We start from the raw sequence: 14,419 nt of genomic DNA, 5'->3' as shown, positions 1-14,419 counted from the left end.
CAACCACCCCCGCGGTGCGGGGCCGAGCTGGGGGAGGCCATGCGCTTTCGCGGGAAGTCCATCCGCAGGAAGATCGTGGCGTTGCTCCTGGTGCCGCTCGCCTCTCTCACAGGTCTCTGGGCCTTCGCCACCTATCACACGGGCCGTGAGGCCGCTGAACTGATGGGCGCGAGCGCCATCGTGGAGCAGGTCGGCCACCCGCTGGAAGACACCATCCGCGCCGTCCAGGACGAACGCCGCCAGACGCTCGTCTTCCTGGCCGACCCCCGCTCCTCGGACGCCCTGCCTCTACTGCGCCGCCGGCGCGCCGCGACCGACCGGGTCGTGGCCGACGTGAGGCAGAGCGCGAAGAGCCAGGACATCCGGGAGAAGCTGAGCGCGGAGTCGGAGGCCCAGCTCGACTCGATCCTCGGCGAGGTCGACGGCTTGGACGCGCTGCGCGGGTCCGTCGAGGAGCGCACCATCGACCGGACCAGGGCCCTCGACTTCTACAACGGGCTCGTCGACCCCTGCTACCGTTTTTTGAACGGTCTCCACACGATGGAGAACGTATCGATGGACAAGCAGGTCCGGGCCCTGGTCGGCATCTCCCGCGCCCGCGAGATGCTCTCCCGTGAGGACGCCCTCATCGCGTCGGGCCTCGTCGCGGGACGGCTCGGCGCCGCCGAGCTGCGCGTCGTCTCCGACCTCGCCGCCAGCCGCACGCTCCTGTACGAGGTCAACCTCGAGCTCCTGCCGGCGAGCGAGCGCGGACGTATGGAGCAGTACTGGCGCAGCCCCGACACCGAGCCGCTGCGAACGACCGAGCGGAGGCTCATCGCCGCGGGCCCGGTCACGAAACCGGGCGCCGTCGACGCCGCGCGCTGGGAGGAAGTGGCTCCGCCGGTTCTGGAGCACCTGGCCAACGACGGCACCGAGATGTCCAACCGCTTCCAGGACCGTGCGGAACCCGCCGGCTACCGGGTCCTGATCCAGGCCGGCGTCGCCGGTGTCCTGGGGTTCGTCGCCCTCCTCGTGTCCGTCGTCGTCTCCGTACGCGTGGCACGCGAACTCGTCCGCGACCTCTCCCGGCTGCGCAAGGACGCCCACGAGGTGTCCGGCGTACGGCTCCCCAGCGTGATGCGGCGCCTGGCAGCGGGCGAGCAGGTGGACGTGGAGACCGAAGCCCCCCACCTCAGTTACGAGCGTGACGAGATCGGTCAGGTCGGGCAGGCTCTCAACACCCTCCAGCGGGCCGCAGTCGAAGCCGCCGTCAAGCAGGCGGACATGCGCCGCGGCGTCTCCGAGGTCTTCGTCAACCTCGCACGCCGCAACCAGGTGCTCCTGCACCGCCAGCTGACGCTTCTGGACACCATGGAGCGGCGCACCGAGAACGGCGACGAACTCGCCGACCTCTTCCGCCTCGACCACCTCACCACCCGCATGCGCCGCCACGCGGAAGGCCTCGTGATCCTCTCCGGGGCGGCCCCGTCCCGGCAGTGGCGCAAGCCGATCCAGCTGATGGACGTGGTGCGTGCAGCGGTCGCGGAAGTGGAGAACTACGAGCGGATCGAGGTCCGGCGCCTGCCCCGCATCGGCGTGGGCGGCCCGGCCGTCGCCGACCTCACCCACCTGATCGCGGAACTGCTGGAGAACGCCACGGTGTTCTCGCCCCCGCACACCGCGGTCCAGGTGCACGGCGAACGCGTGGCCAACGGCTTCACCCTCGAAATCCACGACCGCGGCCTCGGCATGGCGCCGGAAGTCCTCCTGGACGCCAACCTGAGGCTCGCCGAGACGCCCGACTTCGAGCTCTCCGACACAGACCGGCTCGGCCTTTTCGTCGTCAGCCGGCTCGCCCAGCGGCAGAATGTCAGGGTGTCGCTGCAGACCTCACCGTACGGAGGGACGACTGCGGTCGTCTTCATCCCGGCGCAGCTGCTCACCGACGCCCCCGACACCCACGGCACCGGCTTCCGCCTCGACCGCCGGGCCGAGAAGGCGATCGGCGGTGGCCGGCCGGGCAGCCGGACGCATGGCAGCGACAAGGCCCGCAGGGACGGAGTCGCGGACACGGGCATCCAGGGCAGGACTGCCGGGCTCTCCCCGGTTCCCACGGGTCTCACCGACCCGTCCGTGCTCGACGGGCCCGTCGAACTCGAAGGCCCGGTGGGCACACTCGGGTTCACCGACGACCCGGCACTCGACCGGGAGCTGGATCCGGCACTCGGCCCCGTCCTCGACGGCGTATCGGATCTCGAGGACACCGAGAGCGAACGGGGCGGCATCTTCCGCGCCCGTGATCTGCGCAGGGACAGGGAACAGCACCAGCAGGCGTTCGACGCCCCGGACGGCCGCTCCGCGGACGTCCGGCCGATGCGGCCCGCCGGCCCCGTCCCGCTGCCGCGCCGCAAGCCGCCGAGACTCGTCGCCGACCGCGGCCGCCGGATCAGCGACGGGGGCCGTCCTCATCCCAGCACACCCGACGGACCCGCCTCCGGACCCGAAGCCGTCGACGTGGAGCCCGGCGCGGACACGGTGGGTGGCCTCCCGCGCAGGGTCCGGCAGGCGAGCCTCGCCCCACAGCTCCGGGAGGACGCCGCAGGGCGGACTTCCGGCCACGCCCCCGCAGGCACCGACGACGACCTCGAACGTGACGCGGACGAAGTACGCAATCGCATGGCTTCGCTTCAACGCGGCTGGCAGCGCGGCCGTCGGCAGAACGCCGAGGACGTGGCCGGCACCGGCGAAACAGCACCAGGAACGACTCCGGGAGGGGACGGTCGATGACCGCACCGAACGCCGCAGCACACAACGCCGCACGCCAGGGCTCCGGCCAGCTCAACTGGCTACTCGACGAACTGGTCGAGCGCGTCGCCAGCATCCGTAAGGCGCTGGTCCTCTCCAGCGACGGTCTCGCCACCGGCACGTCCCAGGACCTGAGCCGGGAGGACAGCGAGCACCTTGCGGCCGTCGCCTCGGGGTTCCACAGCCTCGCCAAGGGGGTGGGCCGCCACTTCGACGCGGGCAGGGTCCGCCAGACCGTGGTCGAGCTCGACGAGGCCTTCCTCTTCATCACGGCGGCCGGCGACGGCAGCTGTCTCGCCGTCCTGGCCGACTCCGACTCGGATGTCGGACAGGTGGCGTACGAGATGACCCTGATGGTCAAGCGCGTGGGGGCGCACCTGGCCAACGCCCCCCGGACCGACGGTCTGCCCGCCGGAGGGTGAGGTGAGGGGATGAGCGCAGACTCCGCCCGGGACACCGTGTCCGGATCACCACCCGCTCGTACCGGAGCGGGCTCCTCGCGCTGGTACGACGCCGAAGCGGGGCCAGTGGTCCGGCCCTATGCGATGACCCGGGGGCGTACCAGCAGCGCTTCCCGTCATCGTCTCGACCTGATCGCGATCGTCATCCCCGAACCGGCGGCGGACGATCCCGGCCGGGACCAGACGCTCTCCCCGGAACACGTGGAGATCGTCGAACTGTGCAGCGACATGCCCCAGTCGATCGCCGAACTCGCCTCCGGGCTGGATCTCCCCGTCGGGGTGGTCCGTGTCCTGGTCGGTGATCTCGTCGAGGACGAGCTGGTGCACGTCACCCGTCCTGTTCCGCCGGCCGAGCTGCCGGACGAAAGTCTTCTTCGCGAGGTGATCAATGGCCTTCGGGCGCTCTAGCCGCAGAAAGCGGCACGTCGAGCCCGTCACCCTGAAAATTCTGGTGGCGGGAGGCTTCGGCGTGGGCAAGACGACCCTGGTGGGCGCGGTCAGCGAGATCAGACCGCTGCGCACGGAGGAGAGACTGAGCGAGGCGGGCCGTCCCGTCGACGACGTGGCGGGGGTCGAGGCCAAGAAGACCACCACGGTGGCCATGGACTTCGGCCGGATCACCTTGCGCGAGGACCTGGTCCTCTATCTGTTCGGGACTCCCGGGCAGGACCGTTTCTGGTTCCTCTGGGACGAGCTCGCCCAGGGCGCCCTGGGCGCGGTGGTCCTCGCGGACACCCGGCGGCTGGAGGACTGCTTCGCGGCGGTCGACTACTTCGAGCGCCGGGGGATTCCGTTCACGGTCGCGGTCAACCTCTTCGACGGCGCCGAGCAGTTTTCCACCGAGACGGTCCGGGCAGCACTCGACCTCGACGCCGAGGTGCCGGTCCTGCTCTGTGACGCGCGCGACCGGGCGCCCGTACGGGATGTACTGGTCGCGGTCGTGGAGCACGCCATGGTGCGTGCCGACCGGCTCCGGGAACCCGCCAGGACCTGACGGCCGCACGAGACGCGGTCCGTACCCCCGCCGACCGGGGTACGGACCGCGCGTACGGTGCGGGGGGCAGCGGGCGTGCGACGAGTCTTCACCCTGGGTGACGGGGCGTCAACCCTGGGCGCGTCCGGAGGTCACGGGTTCTCGGCCAGCCACTCGGCCGCGGTCCCGGCCAGTTCGCCGTCCCGTCCGGCGAGCATCATCCGAATCATCTGCACATCGCCGCGCAGCGACCACGCGGGGTGCCCGAACGTCGCCGGATTGTTCTTCTCGATGAGGAAGTGGGCGGGCCACGCGGTGCCGTATCCGATCAGGGGCAGCGCCAAGACGTAGCGCTTACGGCCGCGCGCCAGGCCGTACGCGGTGACCGCGAGGCCGGTCAGGGTCCCGGTCAGATGCACCCATCGGGTCGCTGCCCTGGAGTGCATGGCGACGTAGTAGGGCCAGAACTCTTCATACGAATCGAACGTCTGTGGGGACATGAGGGCACGGTAATGGCTCGGTCGGCAACCGGATACGGCGGCTCCGCGTCCGACACCAAGAACGGGCGGCCGGAGCCCACGGGGGTGGTCCGGGTCGCCCGTTCTCCGTCCGCTCTCCGCCCAACCGTCAGTGCCCCGCGACCGACCGCCTGGCCACCGGGAAGTCGAAGTACGTGTCCGGGAAGAGCTCGGACCTGTGGGTGAAGTGCCACCACTCCTCTGCCAGATTCACGAACCCCAGGCCGGTGAGTGTCTCCTTGAGGAACTGCCGGTTGGCACGCTGCGCCCCTTGCACCCGAGGGTCGTCCGTGTGCGACAGGGTGTCGAAGCAGTCGTACCCCGTGCCCATGTCCACCGAGTTGTCGGGGAAGCGCTCGCCCTCCGGCGCGTAGCACGGAGCCAGTTCCTCGCCCGGCTCGTACGGCCTGGTCGGCTGCGCGGGCAGCTTCACCAGGGTGAGATCCACTGTGCTGCCCCGGCTGTGCCCGGATTTCTCCGCGATGTAACCGTCCTCGAACAGCCGCGTCTTGTCGACCACCGGATAGAACTCACCCTTCATGACCTGGTCGTCCAGATCCTTCGCCCAGCGCACGAAGTGGTCCACGGCACGCTGCGGCCGGTAGCAGTCGTACACCTTGAGCGAGTAGCCCTGACGCAGAAGGCCCTGCTGGGCCGTGCGCAGCGCGCGGGCGACAGGCCGGGTCAGGATGCAGACGGGCTGCCGGTAGCCGTCGACCGGCTCCCCCATGAAGTTGTGCGCGGTGGTGTAGCGCATCTCCGTGATGATCGTCGGGTCGACGGAGCGGAGGTCGACGAACTCCGGCGGTGCCTTGGGCTGGGGTTTGGCCGCCGCCACCGGGGCGGCGGCGGTCACGGCGAGCAGAACGGCGCCGGCGGCGGCCAGGATGCGAAGAGCACGAGCTATTCCTGTCATGGGCACACCGTCTATCAGTTTCGGAGCCGCAAGAGAAGAGTGATCGGATACAGTCCGCCCGTGGAGGATTCCCACTGCAACAGCTGCGGGGCCCCGTACGCCGCCGACACCTGGCCCCGCACCTGCACCTCGTGCGGCCACACCGCCTATCGCAACCCGCTGCCCGTGGCCGTCGCCCTGCTGCCCGTCACCGGACCGCACGGCACCGGCCTCGTCGTCATCACCCGCACCGTCCCCCCGCACCGGGGCGGAATCGCGCTGCCCGGCGGCTACATCGACCAGGCCGAGGACTGGCGCCACGCCGTCGTGCGCGAACTGCGCGAGGAGACCGGCATCCGGGCCGACGAGACGGACGTACGCCTCGCGGACGCCCTGAGCTCTCCGGACGGCCACCTGCTGCTCTTCGGGCTGCTCCCCCCGCGCCCCGCCGGGGACCTGCCGCTCTCCGCCCCCACGGACGAGACCTCGGGACACGACGTGCTGTACGCCCCGGACGAACTCGCCTTTCCGCTGCACACCCGGGTCGTAAGCTCCTGGTTCGCCGGCGCCTACCGCTGAGCCGGCAGCCCCCGCACGCGGACCGGATACGGCACCAGCCCCTCGTCACCGTCACGCTCCACGACCACACGCCCGTCCCTGAGGCACGACGTATAGCGCTCCACCTCGGCCGGCGCCCACCCGTCTCCCACGTCCCGCACGACCAGCCCGCCCCCGGTACGCCCGGCGGGCGGAGCCCACACTTCGAGTTCGAGGCTCCCCGCCGGGCCCCGCACCGGGATCACCGCACCGGCACGCGCCAGCACCGGAATCCGTGACAGAGGCGTGGCAACCACCACCTGCCCCGGCCCCTCGTACGCCCGCCCGGTCGCCGTGTCGTACCAGCGTCCCTGCGGCAGCCGCACCGATCGGCGGTCCGTCCCCTCGTCCAGCACCGGCGCGACCAGCAGGGCGTCACCCAGCAGGAACACGTCCTCGCAGTCCCGCAACTCCCGGTCCCCCGACGCGCCCCACCACACCGGCCGCACATACGGCGCACCTGTCAGCCGGGCCAACTGCGCCAGCGTCACGAAGTACGGCAGCAACCGCTCCCGCTCCTCCAGCGTCTCCCTGGCATGCGCGAGCACCTCCGGCCCGAACTCCCACGGCTCCCTGCGCCCCGCACCGAGAGCCGCATGCGTACGGAACAACGGCATGTACGAGCCCAGTTGGAACCAGCGCAGATACAGCTCCGGCGTCGGCGACCCGTCGAACCCGCCGATATCGGGACCCGAATACGGCACCCCGCAGAGCCCGAGCCCCAGGACCAGGGCCAGCGACGCCCGGAGCCCCGGCCACCCGGTGGCCACATCACCGGACCAGGTGCCGCCGTACCGCTGCATCCCCGCCCAGCCCGAACGGGAGAACAGGAACGGCCGCTCGTCGGGGCGCAGCCGGCGCAGTCCCTCGTACCCCGCCCTCGCCATCGCCAGTGCGTACACATTGTGGGCCTCCCGATGGTCCCCGCCACGCCCCTCCAGGGAGTGCCGGGACGAACGAGGCAGCGAAGGATCTCCGAACGCCGAGAACGACACCGGCTCGTTCATGTCGTGCCACACCCCGGCGAATCCCTGGCCGAGCCGCTCCTCGTACAGCGCGCCCCACCATTCCCGTACCAGCGGATCGGTGAAGTCCGGATAGACGCACGCACCCGGCCACACTTCACCGAGTACCGGGACCCCATGCGGATCCCGGACGAACGCCCCGTCCGTACCGACCTCGAGGCCGCTGTCGTACACCGTGTTGCCCGCCGACGCCCGCACCGCGGGATCGACGATCGACACCAGCCGGACGCCCTCCTCGCGCAACTCCTTAGCCAGCCGGGGCAGATCGGGGAACCGCTCACGGTCGACCGTGAAGACCTGATGCGCGTCGTAGTGGTCGATGTCCAGATGCATCACCGACAGGGGCAGCCCCCGCTCCCGGTACCCCGTCACGATCCGCCGCACCTCCCGCTCGCTGTCGAACCCCCAGCGCGCGTGCTGCGGACCCAGCGCCCAGGAGGGCGGCAGCGCGGGCGCCCCCGTCAGCGCCGTCCAGCCCTGCAGCACCCTCGCCGGCGTACCCACGACGACCCAGCAGCGGAGCGGACCGCCGTCCATGCGCACCTCGCAGGTGCCAGGCCGGTCATGCCCCGAGCCGGCGCCCTCCTCGCCCTCCCGGAGCGTCACCCCGCCCAACCAGGAATTGTCGTGGAACGCCAGATGGGTTCCCGCGTCGGAAACCACCAGCTGCACCGGCATCGTCAGGTACAGCGGATCGTCCCCCGGACCGAAACGCCCGCCCGGATCGGTGTTCCACAGCCCGTACGTGCCCTCCCGCAGCCTCGGACCGCCGGCCCGCCCGCCCAGCCCGAAGAAGCGCGCGTCGGCAGGAACCTCGGACCGCTGCACCCACCGGGCCCCGCCCCCCTCCACCGGTTCCCACCAGCGCGGCGGCAGCTCCCGGCGCAGCAGTACCCCACCCGGCGTACGCAGCTCCACCGCTCCGAGCCGCGATACGACGACCGTCAGCCGCTCGGACACGACCTGCCAGCCGCCGTTCGTGTCCGGCTCTAGGCACGCCCGCGGATCAGGCTCCGGCTCGTCGCCCGGCAGGGCGTACGAGGGCAGCGGCCCGGCGCCGTCCCAGGACCAGAACACCGCACCGCCCACCGCCACCCGGACACGCAGCTGCGAGCGGACGAACCGCACGACTCCACCACCCGGCCCGGGCTCCGCACCGACGAGGAGACCGGGCACACGTGCCCGCTCCGCACCGCGCGGCCCCAGATCCCGCGCATCCGCACGCCTGTGCCGCCAGGCCGAGCGCACCGTACGCATTCCCTGTACGGAACCGACCATTTTCACCGAGCGCACCAGGTCACGACCATCCATGCAGGCCACCCTGCCATCCGCCGTGACGGAAACGTGCTCCGTTCAACTTCCGTTCATCTGCGGCCACGCCGCACAGCCGGACACGCTGCCAGGTCGAGGGCCCTGGTGCCCGGGACGATCACATGGCATCGTCCGTAAAAGCCGTTCACGCGCACACCCCAGCCCGTGCGCGCGACGCACGCACACCCCGCGTACACCCCGAAAGGCCAAGGACTCTCCATGACCTCAGCAGCCGGCGAAGCCCCCCTCTGGCAGCCCGAGCCCGAGCGCGTCGAGGCTGCGGCCGTCACCCGCTTCCAGCGATGGGCGGCCGGGCGCTACGGAGCCCCCGCCCACGGCGGATACGCGACCCTGCACCGCTGGTCGGTCGACGAACTCGACACCTTCTGGCGGGCCGTCGCCGACTGGTTCGACGTACGTTTCTCCACACCGTACGAGGCCGTCATCGGCGACCGTGCCATGCCCGGCGCACAGTGGTTCCCCGGCGCCACCCTCAACTACGCCGAGCACGCCCTGCGCACGGCCGACGACCCGCTCCGCACGGACACCCCCGCCCTGCTGTACGTCGACGAGACCCACACCCAGGTCGCCCTCAGCTGGTCCGAACTCCGGCGTCAGGCAGGCTCGCTGGCCGCGGAACTCCGCGCCCTCGGCGTCACCCCGGGCGACCGGGTCAGCGGATACCTCCCCAACATCCCGCAGGCGGTCGTCGCGTTCCTCGCAACCGCCGCGGTCGGCGGAGTCTGGACCTCCTGCGCACCCGACTTCGGCGCCCGCAGCGTTCTGGACCGCTTCCAGCAGGTCGAACCCGTCGTCCTCTTCACCGTCGACGGTTACCGCTACGGCGGCAAGGAGCACGACCGCACCGGCACCGTGGCCGAACTCCGCCGTGAACTCCCCACCCTGCGCGCGGTCGTCCACATCCCGCTCCTCGGCACGGACGCACCCGAAGGCACCCTCGAGTGGTCGGCTCTCACCGCGTCGGAAGCCGAACCGGTCTTCGAGCAGGTCCCCTTCGAGCACCCGCTGTGGGTGCTGTACTCCTCCGGCACGACCGGACTCCCGAAGGCGATCGTCCAGTCCCAGGGAGGGATCCTCCTCGAACACTTCAAGCAGCTCGGGCTGCACTGCGACCTCGGCCCCGACGACCGCTTCTTCTGGTACACCTCCACCGGCTGGATGATGTGGAACTTCCTCGTCTCCGGCCTCCTCACGGGAACCACCGTCGTGCTGTACGACGGCAGCCCCGGCTATCCGGACGTGAGCGCCCAGTGGCGCGTCGCCGAACAGACCGGAGCCACCTTCTTCGGTACCTCGGCCGCCTACGTCATGGCGTGCCGGAAAGCGGGCGTCCACCCAGGCCGCGACCACGACCTCAGCCGTGTCCAGTGCGTCGCCACCACCGGCTCCCCGCTCCCGCCCGACGGATTCCGCTGGCTCCACGACGAAATTGCCCACGACCTGTGGATCGCCTCTGTCAGCGGCGGGACAGACGTCTGCAGCTGCTTCGCGGGCGCGGTCCCCACCCTGCCGGTCCACGTAGGCGAGCTGCAGGCCCCCTGCCTCGGCACCGACCTCCAGTCGTGGGACCCCACAGGCAGACCGCTCACCGGCGCGGTCGGCGAGCTCGTCGTGACCGCACCCATGCCGTCCATGCCGGTCCGCTTCTGGAACGACCCCGACGGCCGCCGCTACCACGACAGTTACTTCGACATGTACCCCGGCGTCTGGCGCCACGGGGACTGGATCACGCTGACCGACCGAGGCTCGGTCGTCATCCACGGCCGCTCCGACTCCACCCTCAACAGACAGGGCGTACGGATGGGGTCCGCAGACATCTACGAGGCGGTCGAGCGGCTCCCCGAAATCCGTGAGTCACTCGTCATCGGCCTCGAAGAGCCGGACGGAGGCTACTGGATGCCCCTGTTCGTCCACCTTGCCGAGGGCGCCACACTCGACGACGGACTCCGTGACAGCATCGAACGAACCATCCGCGAGAACCTCTCACCCCGCCATGTACCGGACGAGGTCATCGAGGTCCCCGGCATCCCGCACACCCTCACCGGCAAGCGCATCGAGGTTCCGGTCAAGCGCCTCCTCCAGGGCACAGCCCTTTCCAAGGCGGTCAGCCCGGGTTCCGTCGACAACCTCGAACTCCTCCGCTTCTACGAGGACCTCGCCCGCGAGCGCCACTGATCCAGCCGGCGGGCCGACCGTTGTCAGTCCCTCTGATTACGCTGAGTGAGCATTCATCCACAGTGCACAGGGGGACTCATGGCGCACATCAGGCAGACCAAACGCAGCCGGCCACACTCCGGAACGTCCATGCGACGCGCACTGCGCCGCGAAGCACCCAGTACGGTGGGCCTGCTGGTCGACCCTGAGGACTTCGCGGCCATGCGGCACTACCGCAGCTTCACCTTCGACGACCACGCGGTCTACCTGCAGCAGGTCGAGGGCCTGCTGCGGACGCTCGCCGCCCAGGGGATGCACACCACCGTCGCGCTCTTCGACCCGGAGGACTACGCGGAATTCTGCACCGAGTCAGGCCTCGATCCCGACGAAAGCACGAGCCGAAGCCGCTTCACCGCGGAGATCGCCGCAGGCGGCGCCACCGTGGCCTACACCGGCCAGCCCATCGACACGCTGATCCCGCTGCTCGTCTCACGAGCGGTCCGCCGTGCGACATGGGAGTACGCCACGATGCTGCTGGCCGGCCTCGGCGACTGCGCGGACTGCGGGCAGGACATCGGGCGGTCCGCCTTCGACCGGGCTTCCCACCTGCTGATGCGCCTACTGGACGCGGCGGGACCGGGCACCCACCACGTCGTCTGCAGCGTGCCCACGGAGAGCGAACAGCTCCTCGCAGTCCTCCACACCGCCGGCGAGCTGGACGGCGCGGCCCGCATCGAGTCGTCGGAAGGGGCGGAGTTCGCCACGGTGCTCGCCGTGGGCGTCGCACTCGAGGCCCGGGGAGGCGTCGTGCTGCGCACCACGGCGCCCGGCGCCCCGGACCGGGTGCACGGCTGGCGCCTGCACCGGGGCAGCCTCCTCCCGCTCACGGCGGGCGAGGTCTTCAGCGCCTACTGCACCGACGCCGACACGGGCGAACCGGTGTCGCCGGAATCCGGCGTCGAGTACTGCGCGGGATTCGGCCTCGGTGCCGACGAACCGGAGCCCCATCACTGACAGACCGAAGGGGTTCCCACCGGACCGGAACCGGCGGGAGCCCCTTCACATCCGACTGCGTCCGGCGGACGGAGTCACTCGCCCGACAGCACCGCCTGCGCCGCGAGGCGTGCCTCGTCGGCGGAGTCCGCCGCACGCGCGGCGGAGGCAGCGCGCTCGCACTGCGCGAGCGTGTGCTTCGCCAGCGTGGCCCGGACATAGGGAATGGACGCCGCACCCATCGACAGAGAGGTGACACCCAAGCCGGTCAGCACACATGCCAGAAGCGGGTCCGAAGCGGCCTCTCCACAGACACCGCAGCTCTTGCCCTCGGCCCTGGCGGCGTCGGCGGAAAGCGCCACGAGGTCGAGCAGCGCGGGCTGCCACGGGTCCTGCAGCCTGGATACGGCGCCCACCTGACGGTCGGCCGCGAAGGTGTACTGCGCCAGGTCGTTGGTACCCAGAGACAGGAACTCCACTTCCCGAAGGATCGAGCGGGCCCTGAGGGCGGCGGACGGAATCTCCACCATCGCCCCGAACTTCGCCTGCAGTCCCGCCTCACGGCAGGCGTCCGCGAACGCCTTCGCGTCGGCACGGTCGGCGACCATCGGCGCCATGACCTCGAGGTACACCGGCAGCCCCTCGGCGGCCCTGGACAGTGCCGTCAGCTGGGTGAGCAGCACATCGGGGTGGTCCAGCAGACTGCGCAGCCCACGCACACCCAGTGCGGGGTTGGGCTCGTCGGCCGGTGTCAGGAAGTCCAACGGCTTGTCGGCACCGGCGTCCAGCACCCGCACCACGACACGTCCCTCGGGGAACGCCTCCAGCACCGCGCGGTACGCCGCGATCTGCTTCTCCTCGGACGGCGCCTGCTTGCTGTCGTCCAGGAAGAGGAACTCCGTACGGAACAGCCCGACGCCCTCGGCGCCGGCCTCCAGGGCAGCCGGTACGTCACCAGGACCACCCACATTGGCGAGCAGTGGCACCTTGTGACCGTCGGAGGTGGCCCCGGGACCGGTCACGGCCGACAGCGAGGCCTTACGGGCCGCCGAAGCGCTCTCCATCTCGGCACGCTTCTCCTGGCTCGGCTCGACGAAGATCTCGCCGGTGCTGCCGTCCACCGCCACGACCGTGCCCTCGGCGATCTCACCCGCGCCGGGCAGAGCCACGACGGCCGGCACCCCGAGCGCCCGGGCGAGGATGGCGCTGTGGCTGGTCGGCCCGCCCTCCTCCGTGACGAAGCCGAGCACCAGCGCCGGGTCGAGCAGAGCCGTGTCCGCAGGAGCCAGATCGCGCGCGATCAGGACATACGGCGCATCGCTGTCGGGCACCCCCGGCATCGGAACACCGAGCAGTCGAGCCACGATCCGGTTCCGTACGTCGTCGAGGTCGGCGACGCGTCCCGCCAGGTACTCCCCGGCATTGGCCAGCAGTGCCCGGTACGCGGCGAACGCGTCGTAGACACCGCGCTCGGCGGTGCTGCCGACGGCGATACGGCGCTCGACATCGGCGATGAGTTCGGGATCCTGCGCCATCATGGCCTGTGCCTCGAGCACGTGCTGCGCCTCGCCCCCTGCCAGATTGCCGCGCGCGATGAGGTCGGCCGCAACAGCTTGTACGGCCTGGCGGGCACGCCCCTGCTCGCGTTCGGCCTCTTCCGAGGGAATCTGTTTGGCCGGCGGCTCCAGCACCGCCGTACCCATGTGCCGAACTTCGCCGATCGCCACACCGTGGCTCACGCCGACGCCTCGCAGCGTTGTCTCCATTTCACCCGTCTCCGATTGTGCGGCGGCTGCACCGCCGCGGTGGATACCCGACTGGCTTTTACTGCGCCGAGGGTGTCACTGCCAGCCGAACAGCGTCTCGCCGACCTTGACGTCGCCGTCCTCGCGGACGTCGGAGAGGGACTCGGCGGTGGCCTCCAGGGCAACGACGGGGCAGATGGCGGACTTACCGGCTGCCTCGACACCGGCCGGGTCCCACCGGACGATGCCCTGTCCGCGGGCCACGGTGTCCCCCTTGTTCACGAGCAGCTCGAAGCCCTCGCCGTTGAGCTGCACGGTGTCGATCCCGAGGTGCGTCAGCACTCCGTGCCCCTGGTCGTCGACGACCACAAAGGCGTGCGGATGGAGAGAGACGACGATTCCGTCGACCGGCGAGACGGCTTCGGAAGGCTCGCGGACCGGGTCGATGGCTGTACCGGGACCCACCATCGCTCCGGAGAACACGGGGTCGGGAACCGCGGTGAGTCCGATGGCACGGCCTGCGAGAGGGGACGTCACTGTGGTCATGGAGAGCCTCCAGGGGGTGGGGATCCGTATGTCACCGCCATGGCTGATGGAGGGCGGCGTACTGATCAGCAGCGTAAGTCATATGAAGTCCCGGTTCGCCCGACAGCTACCGGTTGGCCGACCTGGAGGTACACCGGAAACGATTTGCCTCGTCTCGCAGCCGCCTGTACTGTCGTACCCCTGCCTGACACCGACACGACTTCGAGTCCGGGTCGGCAGCGACTCTCAAGCCCAGACTGTAACTCTGATTGCGCTCTCGCATGCTCGCGAGACCCTGGTCAAAGGAAAGGGAAAAGGCCTGATAGAGTCGGACTCGCCGGAAAGGGAAACGCGAAAGCGAAGAACTGGAAAGCGAAACAGCAGGAACCCGCTTCGGCCGGGAATCGGACACGA

General features: G+C 70.4%; 12 protein-coding genes. 7 read left to right on the top strand and 5 right to left on the bottom strand.

Annotated elements, in window-relative coordinates:
- Positions 1 to 39 precede the first annotated feature (39 nt).
- The 4 genes from ACWD04_RS31190 to ACWD04_RS31175 are packed head-to-tail and all read left to right on the top strand — an operon-like array spanning position 40 to position 4,242.
- The gene (locus ACWD04_RS31190) at positions 40 to 2,769 is read left to right on the top strand and encodes a sensor histidine kinase (protein WP_451137103.1); all 2,730 of its coding nucleotides are present in this window, start codon (positions 40 to 42) and stop codon (positions 2,767 to 2,769) included.
- Positions 2,766 to 3,209: a roadblock/LC7 domain-containing protein gene (locus tag ACWD04_RS31185; protein ID WP_451137102.1), complete on the top strand. Its 444-nt coding sequence runs from the start codon at positions 2,766 to 2,768 to the stop codon at positions 3,207 to 3,209. Before ACWD04_RS31190 ends, ACWD04_RS31185 begins: the two co-directional genes overlap by 4 nt.
- A 9-nt stretch (positions 3,210 to 3,218) precedes the next feature.
- The gene (locus ACWD04_RS31180; protein ID WP_451137101.1) at positions 3,219 to 3,656 is read left to right on the top strand and encodes a DUF742 domain-containing protein; all 438 of its coding nucleotides are present in this window, start codon (positions 3,219 to 3,221) and stop codon (positions 3,654 to 3,656) included.
- Entirely contained in the window at positions 3,637 to 4,242 is a 606-nt protein-coding gene (locus ACWD04_RS31175; RefSeq protein WP_451137100.1) for a GTP-binding protein, read from the top strand. The genes ACWD04_RS31180 and ACWD04_RS31175 overlap by 20 nt, the downstream gene beginning before the upstream one ends.
- 131 nt (positions 4,243 to 4,373) lie before the next feature.
- Here the strand turns inward: ACWD04_RS31175 and ACWD04_RS31170 are convergent, their stop codons facing one another.
- Positions 4,374 to 4,721, bottom strand: a complete 348-nt coding sequence (locus ACWD04_RS31170) for an Mpo1-like protein (protein ID WP_451137099.1) — start codon at positions 4,719 to 4,721, stop codon at positions 4,374 to 4,376.
- 127 nt (positions 4,722 to 4,848) lie between these two features.
- Positions 4,849 to 5,655 (bottom strand): M15 family metallopeptidase, encoded by an 807-nt coding sequence (locus tag ACWD04_RS31165; protein ID WP_451137098.1) that lies wholly within the window; start codon positions 5,653 to 5,655, stop codon positions 4,849 to 4,851.
- Positions 5,656 to 5,694: 39 nt separating this feature from the next.
- On the opposite strand from ACWD04_RS31165, the gene ACWD04_RS31160 reads away from it, so the two are divergent.
- The gene (locus ACWD04_RS31160) at positions 5,695 to 6,213 is read left to right on the top strand and encodes an NUDIX domain-containing protein (RefSeq protein ID WP_451137097.1); all 519 of its coding nucleotides are present in this window, start codon (positions 5,695 to 5,697) and stop codon (positions 6,211 to 6,213) included.
- Here ACWD04_RS31160 and ACWD04_RS31155 read toward each other — a convergent pair.
- Positions 6,204 to 8,567, bottom strand: coding sequence for a glycoside hydrolase family 31 protein (locus ACWD04_RS31155; RefSeq protein WP_451137096.1), 2,364 nt, complete (start codon positions 8,565 to 8,567; stop codon positions 6,204 to 6,206). The two genes, ACWD04_RS31160 and ACWD04_RS31155, sit on opposite strands and share 10 nt — an antisense overlap.
- Positions 8,568 to 8,786: 219 nt before the next feature.
- Between ACWD04_RS31155 and ACWD04_RS31150 the strand changes: the two genes are divergently transcribed.
- Entirely contained in the window at positions 8,787 to 10,763 is a 1,977-nt protein-coding gene (locus ACWD04_RS31150) for an acetoacetate--CoA ligase (RefSeq protein ID WP_451137095.1), read from the top strand.
- A gap of 78 nt (positions 10,764 to 10,841) precedes the next feature.
- Complete coding sequence (locus tag ACWD04_RS31145; RefSeq protein ID WP_451137094.1) at positions 10,842 to 11,756, top strand: hypothetical protein; 915 nt, start codon at positions 10,842 to 10,844, stop codon at positions 11,754 to 11,756.
- Positions 11,757 to 11,830: 74 nt separating this feature from the next.
- Here ACWD04_RS31145 and ptsP read toward each other — a convergent pair whose 3' ends face one another.
- A complete protein-coding gene (gene ptsP / locus ACWD04_RS31140) occupies positions 11,831 to 13,501 on the bottom strand; it encodes a phosphoenolpyruvate--protein phosphotransferase (RefSeq protein WP_451137093.1) in 1,671 nt (556 codons plus the stop codon).
- A gap of 75 nt (positions 13,502 to 13,576) precedes the next feature.
- Positions 13,577 to 14,026, bottom strand: a complete 450-nt coding sequence (locus tag ACWD04_RS31135) for a PTS sugar transporter subunit IIA (RefSeq protein WP_451137092.1) — start codon at positions 14,024 to 14,026, stop codon at positions 13,577 to 13,579.
- Between the last annotated feature and the right edge of the window lie 393 nt (positions 14,027 to 14,419).

It is taken from the genome of Streptomyces sp. NPDC002911, from assembly GCF_053591835.1.
Note: the sequence above shows the minus strand (reverse complement) of the source record. Positions and strands in the feature narration are given on the sequence as shown.

What these genes read in the sequence shown, in the direction of transcription:
- ACWD04_RS31190 (WP_451137103.1), top strand. Translation starts at nt 40, where the DNA reads ATGCGCTTTCGCGGGAAGTCCATCCGCAGGAAGATCGTGGCGTTGCTC.
- ACWD04_RS31185 (WP_451137102.1), top strand. Translation starts at nt 2,766, where the DNA reads ATGACCGCACCGAACGCCGCAGCACACAACGCCGCACGCCAGGGCTCC.
- ACWD04_RS31180 (WP_451137101.1), top strand. Translation starts at nt 3,219, where the DNA reads ATGAGCGCAGACTCCGCCCGGGACACCGTGTCCGGATCACCACCCGCT.
- ACWD04_RS31175 (WP_451137100.1), top strand. Translation starts at nt 3,637, where the DNA reads ATGGCCTTCGGGCGCTCTAGCCGCAGAAAGCGGCACGTCGAGCCCGTC.
- ACWD04_RS31170 (WP_451137099.1), bottom strand. Translation starts at nt 4,721, where the DNA reads ATGTCCCCACAGACGTTCGATTCGTATGAAGAGTTCTGGCCCTACTAC.
- ACWD04_RS31165 (WP_451137098.1), bottom strand. Translation starts at nt 5,655, where the DNA reads ATGACAGGAATAGCTCGTGCTCTTCGCATCCTGGCCGCCGCCGGCGCC.
- ACWD04_RS31155 (WP_451137096.1), bottom strand. Translation starts at nt 8,567, where the DNA reads ATGGATGGTCGTGACCTGGTGCGCTCGGTGAAAATGGTCGGTTCCGTA.
- ACWD04_RS31150 (WP_451137095.1), top strand. Translation starts at nt 8,787, where the DNA reads ATGACCTCAGCAGCCGGCGAAGCCCCCCTCTGGCAGCCCGAGCCCGAG.
- ACWD04_RS31145 (WP_451137094.1), top strand. Translation starts at nt 10,842, where the DNA reads ATGGCGCACATCAGGCAGACCAAACGCAGCCGGCCACACTCCGGAACG.
- ptsP (WP_451137093.1), bottom strand. Translation starts at nt 13,501, where the DNA reads ATGGAGACAACGCTGCGAGGCGTCGGCGTGAGCCACGGTGTGGCGATC.
- ACWD04_RS31135 (WP_451137092.1), bottom strand. Translation starts at nt 14,026, where the DNA reads ATGACCACAGTGACGTCCCCTCTCGCAGGCCGTGCCATCGGACTCACC.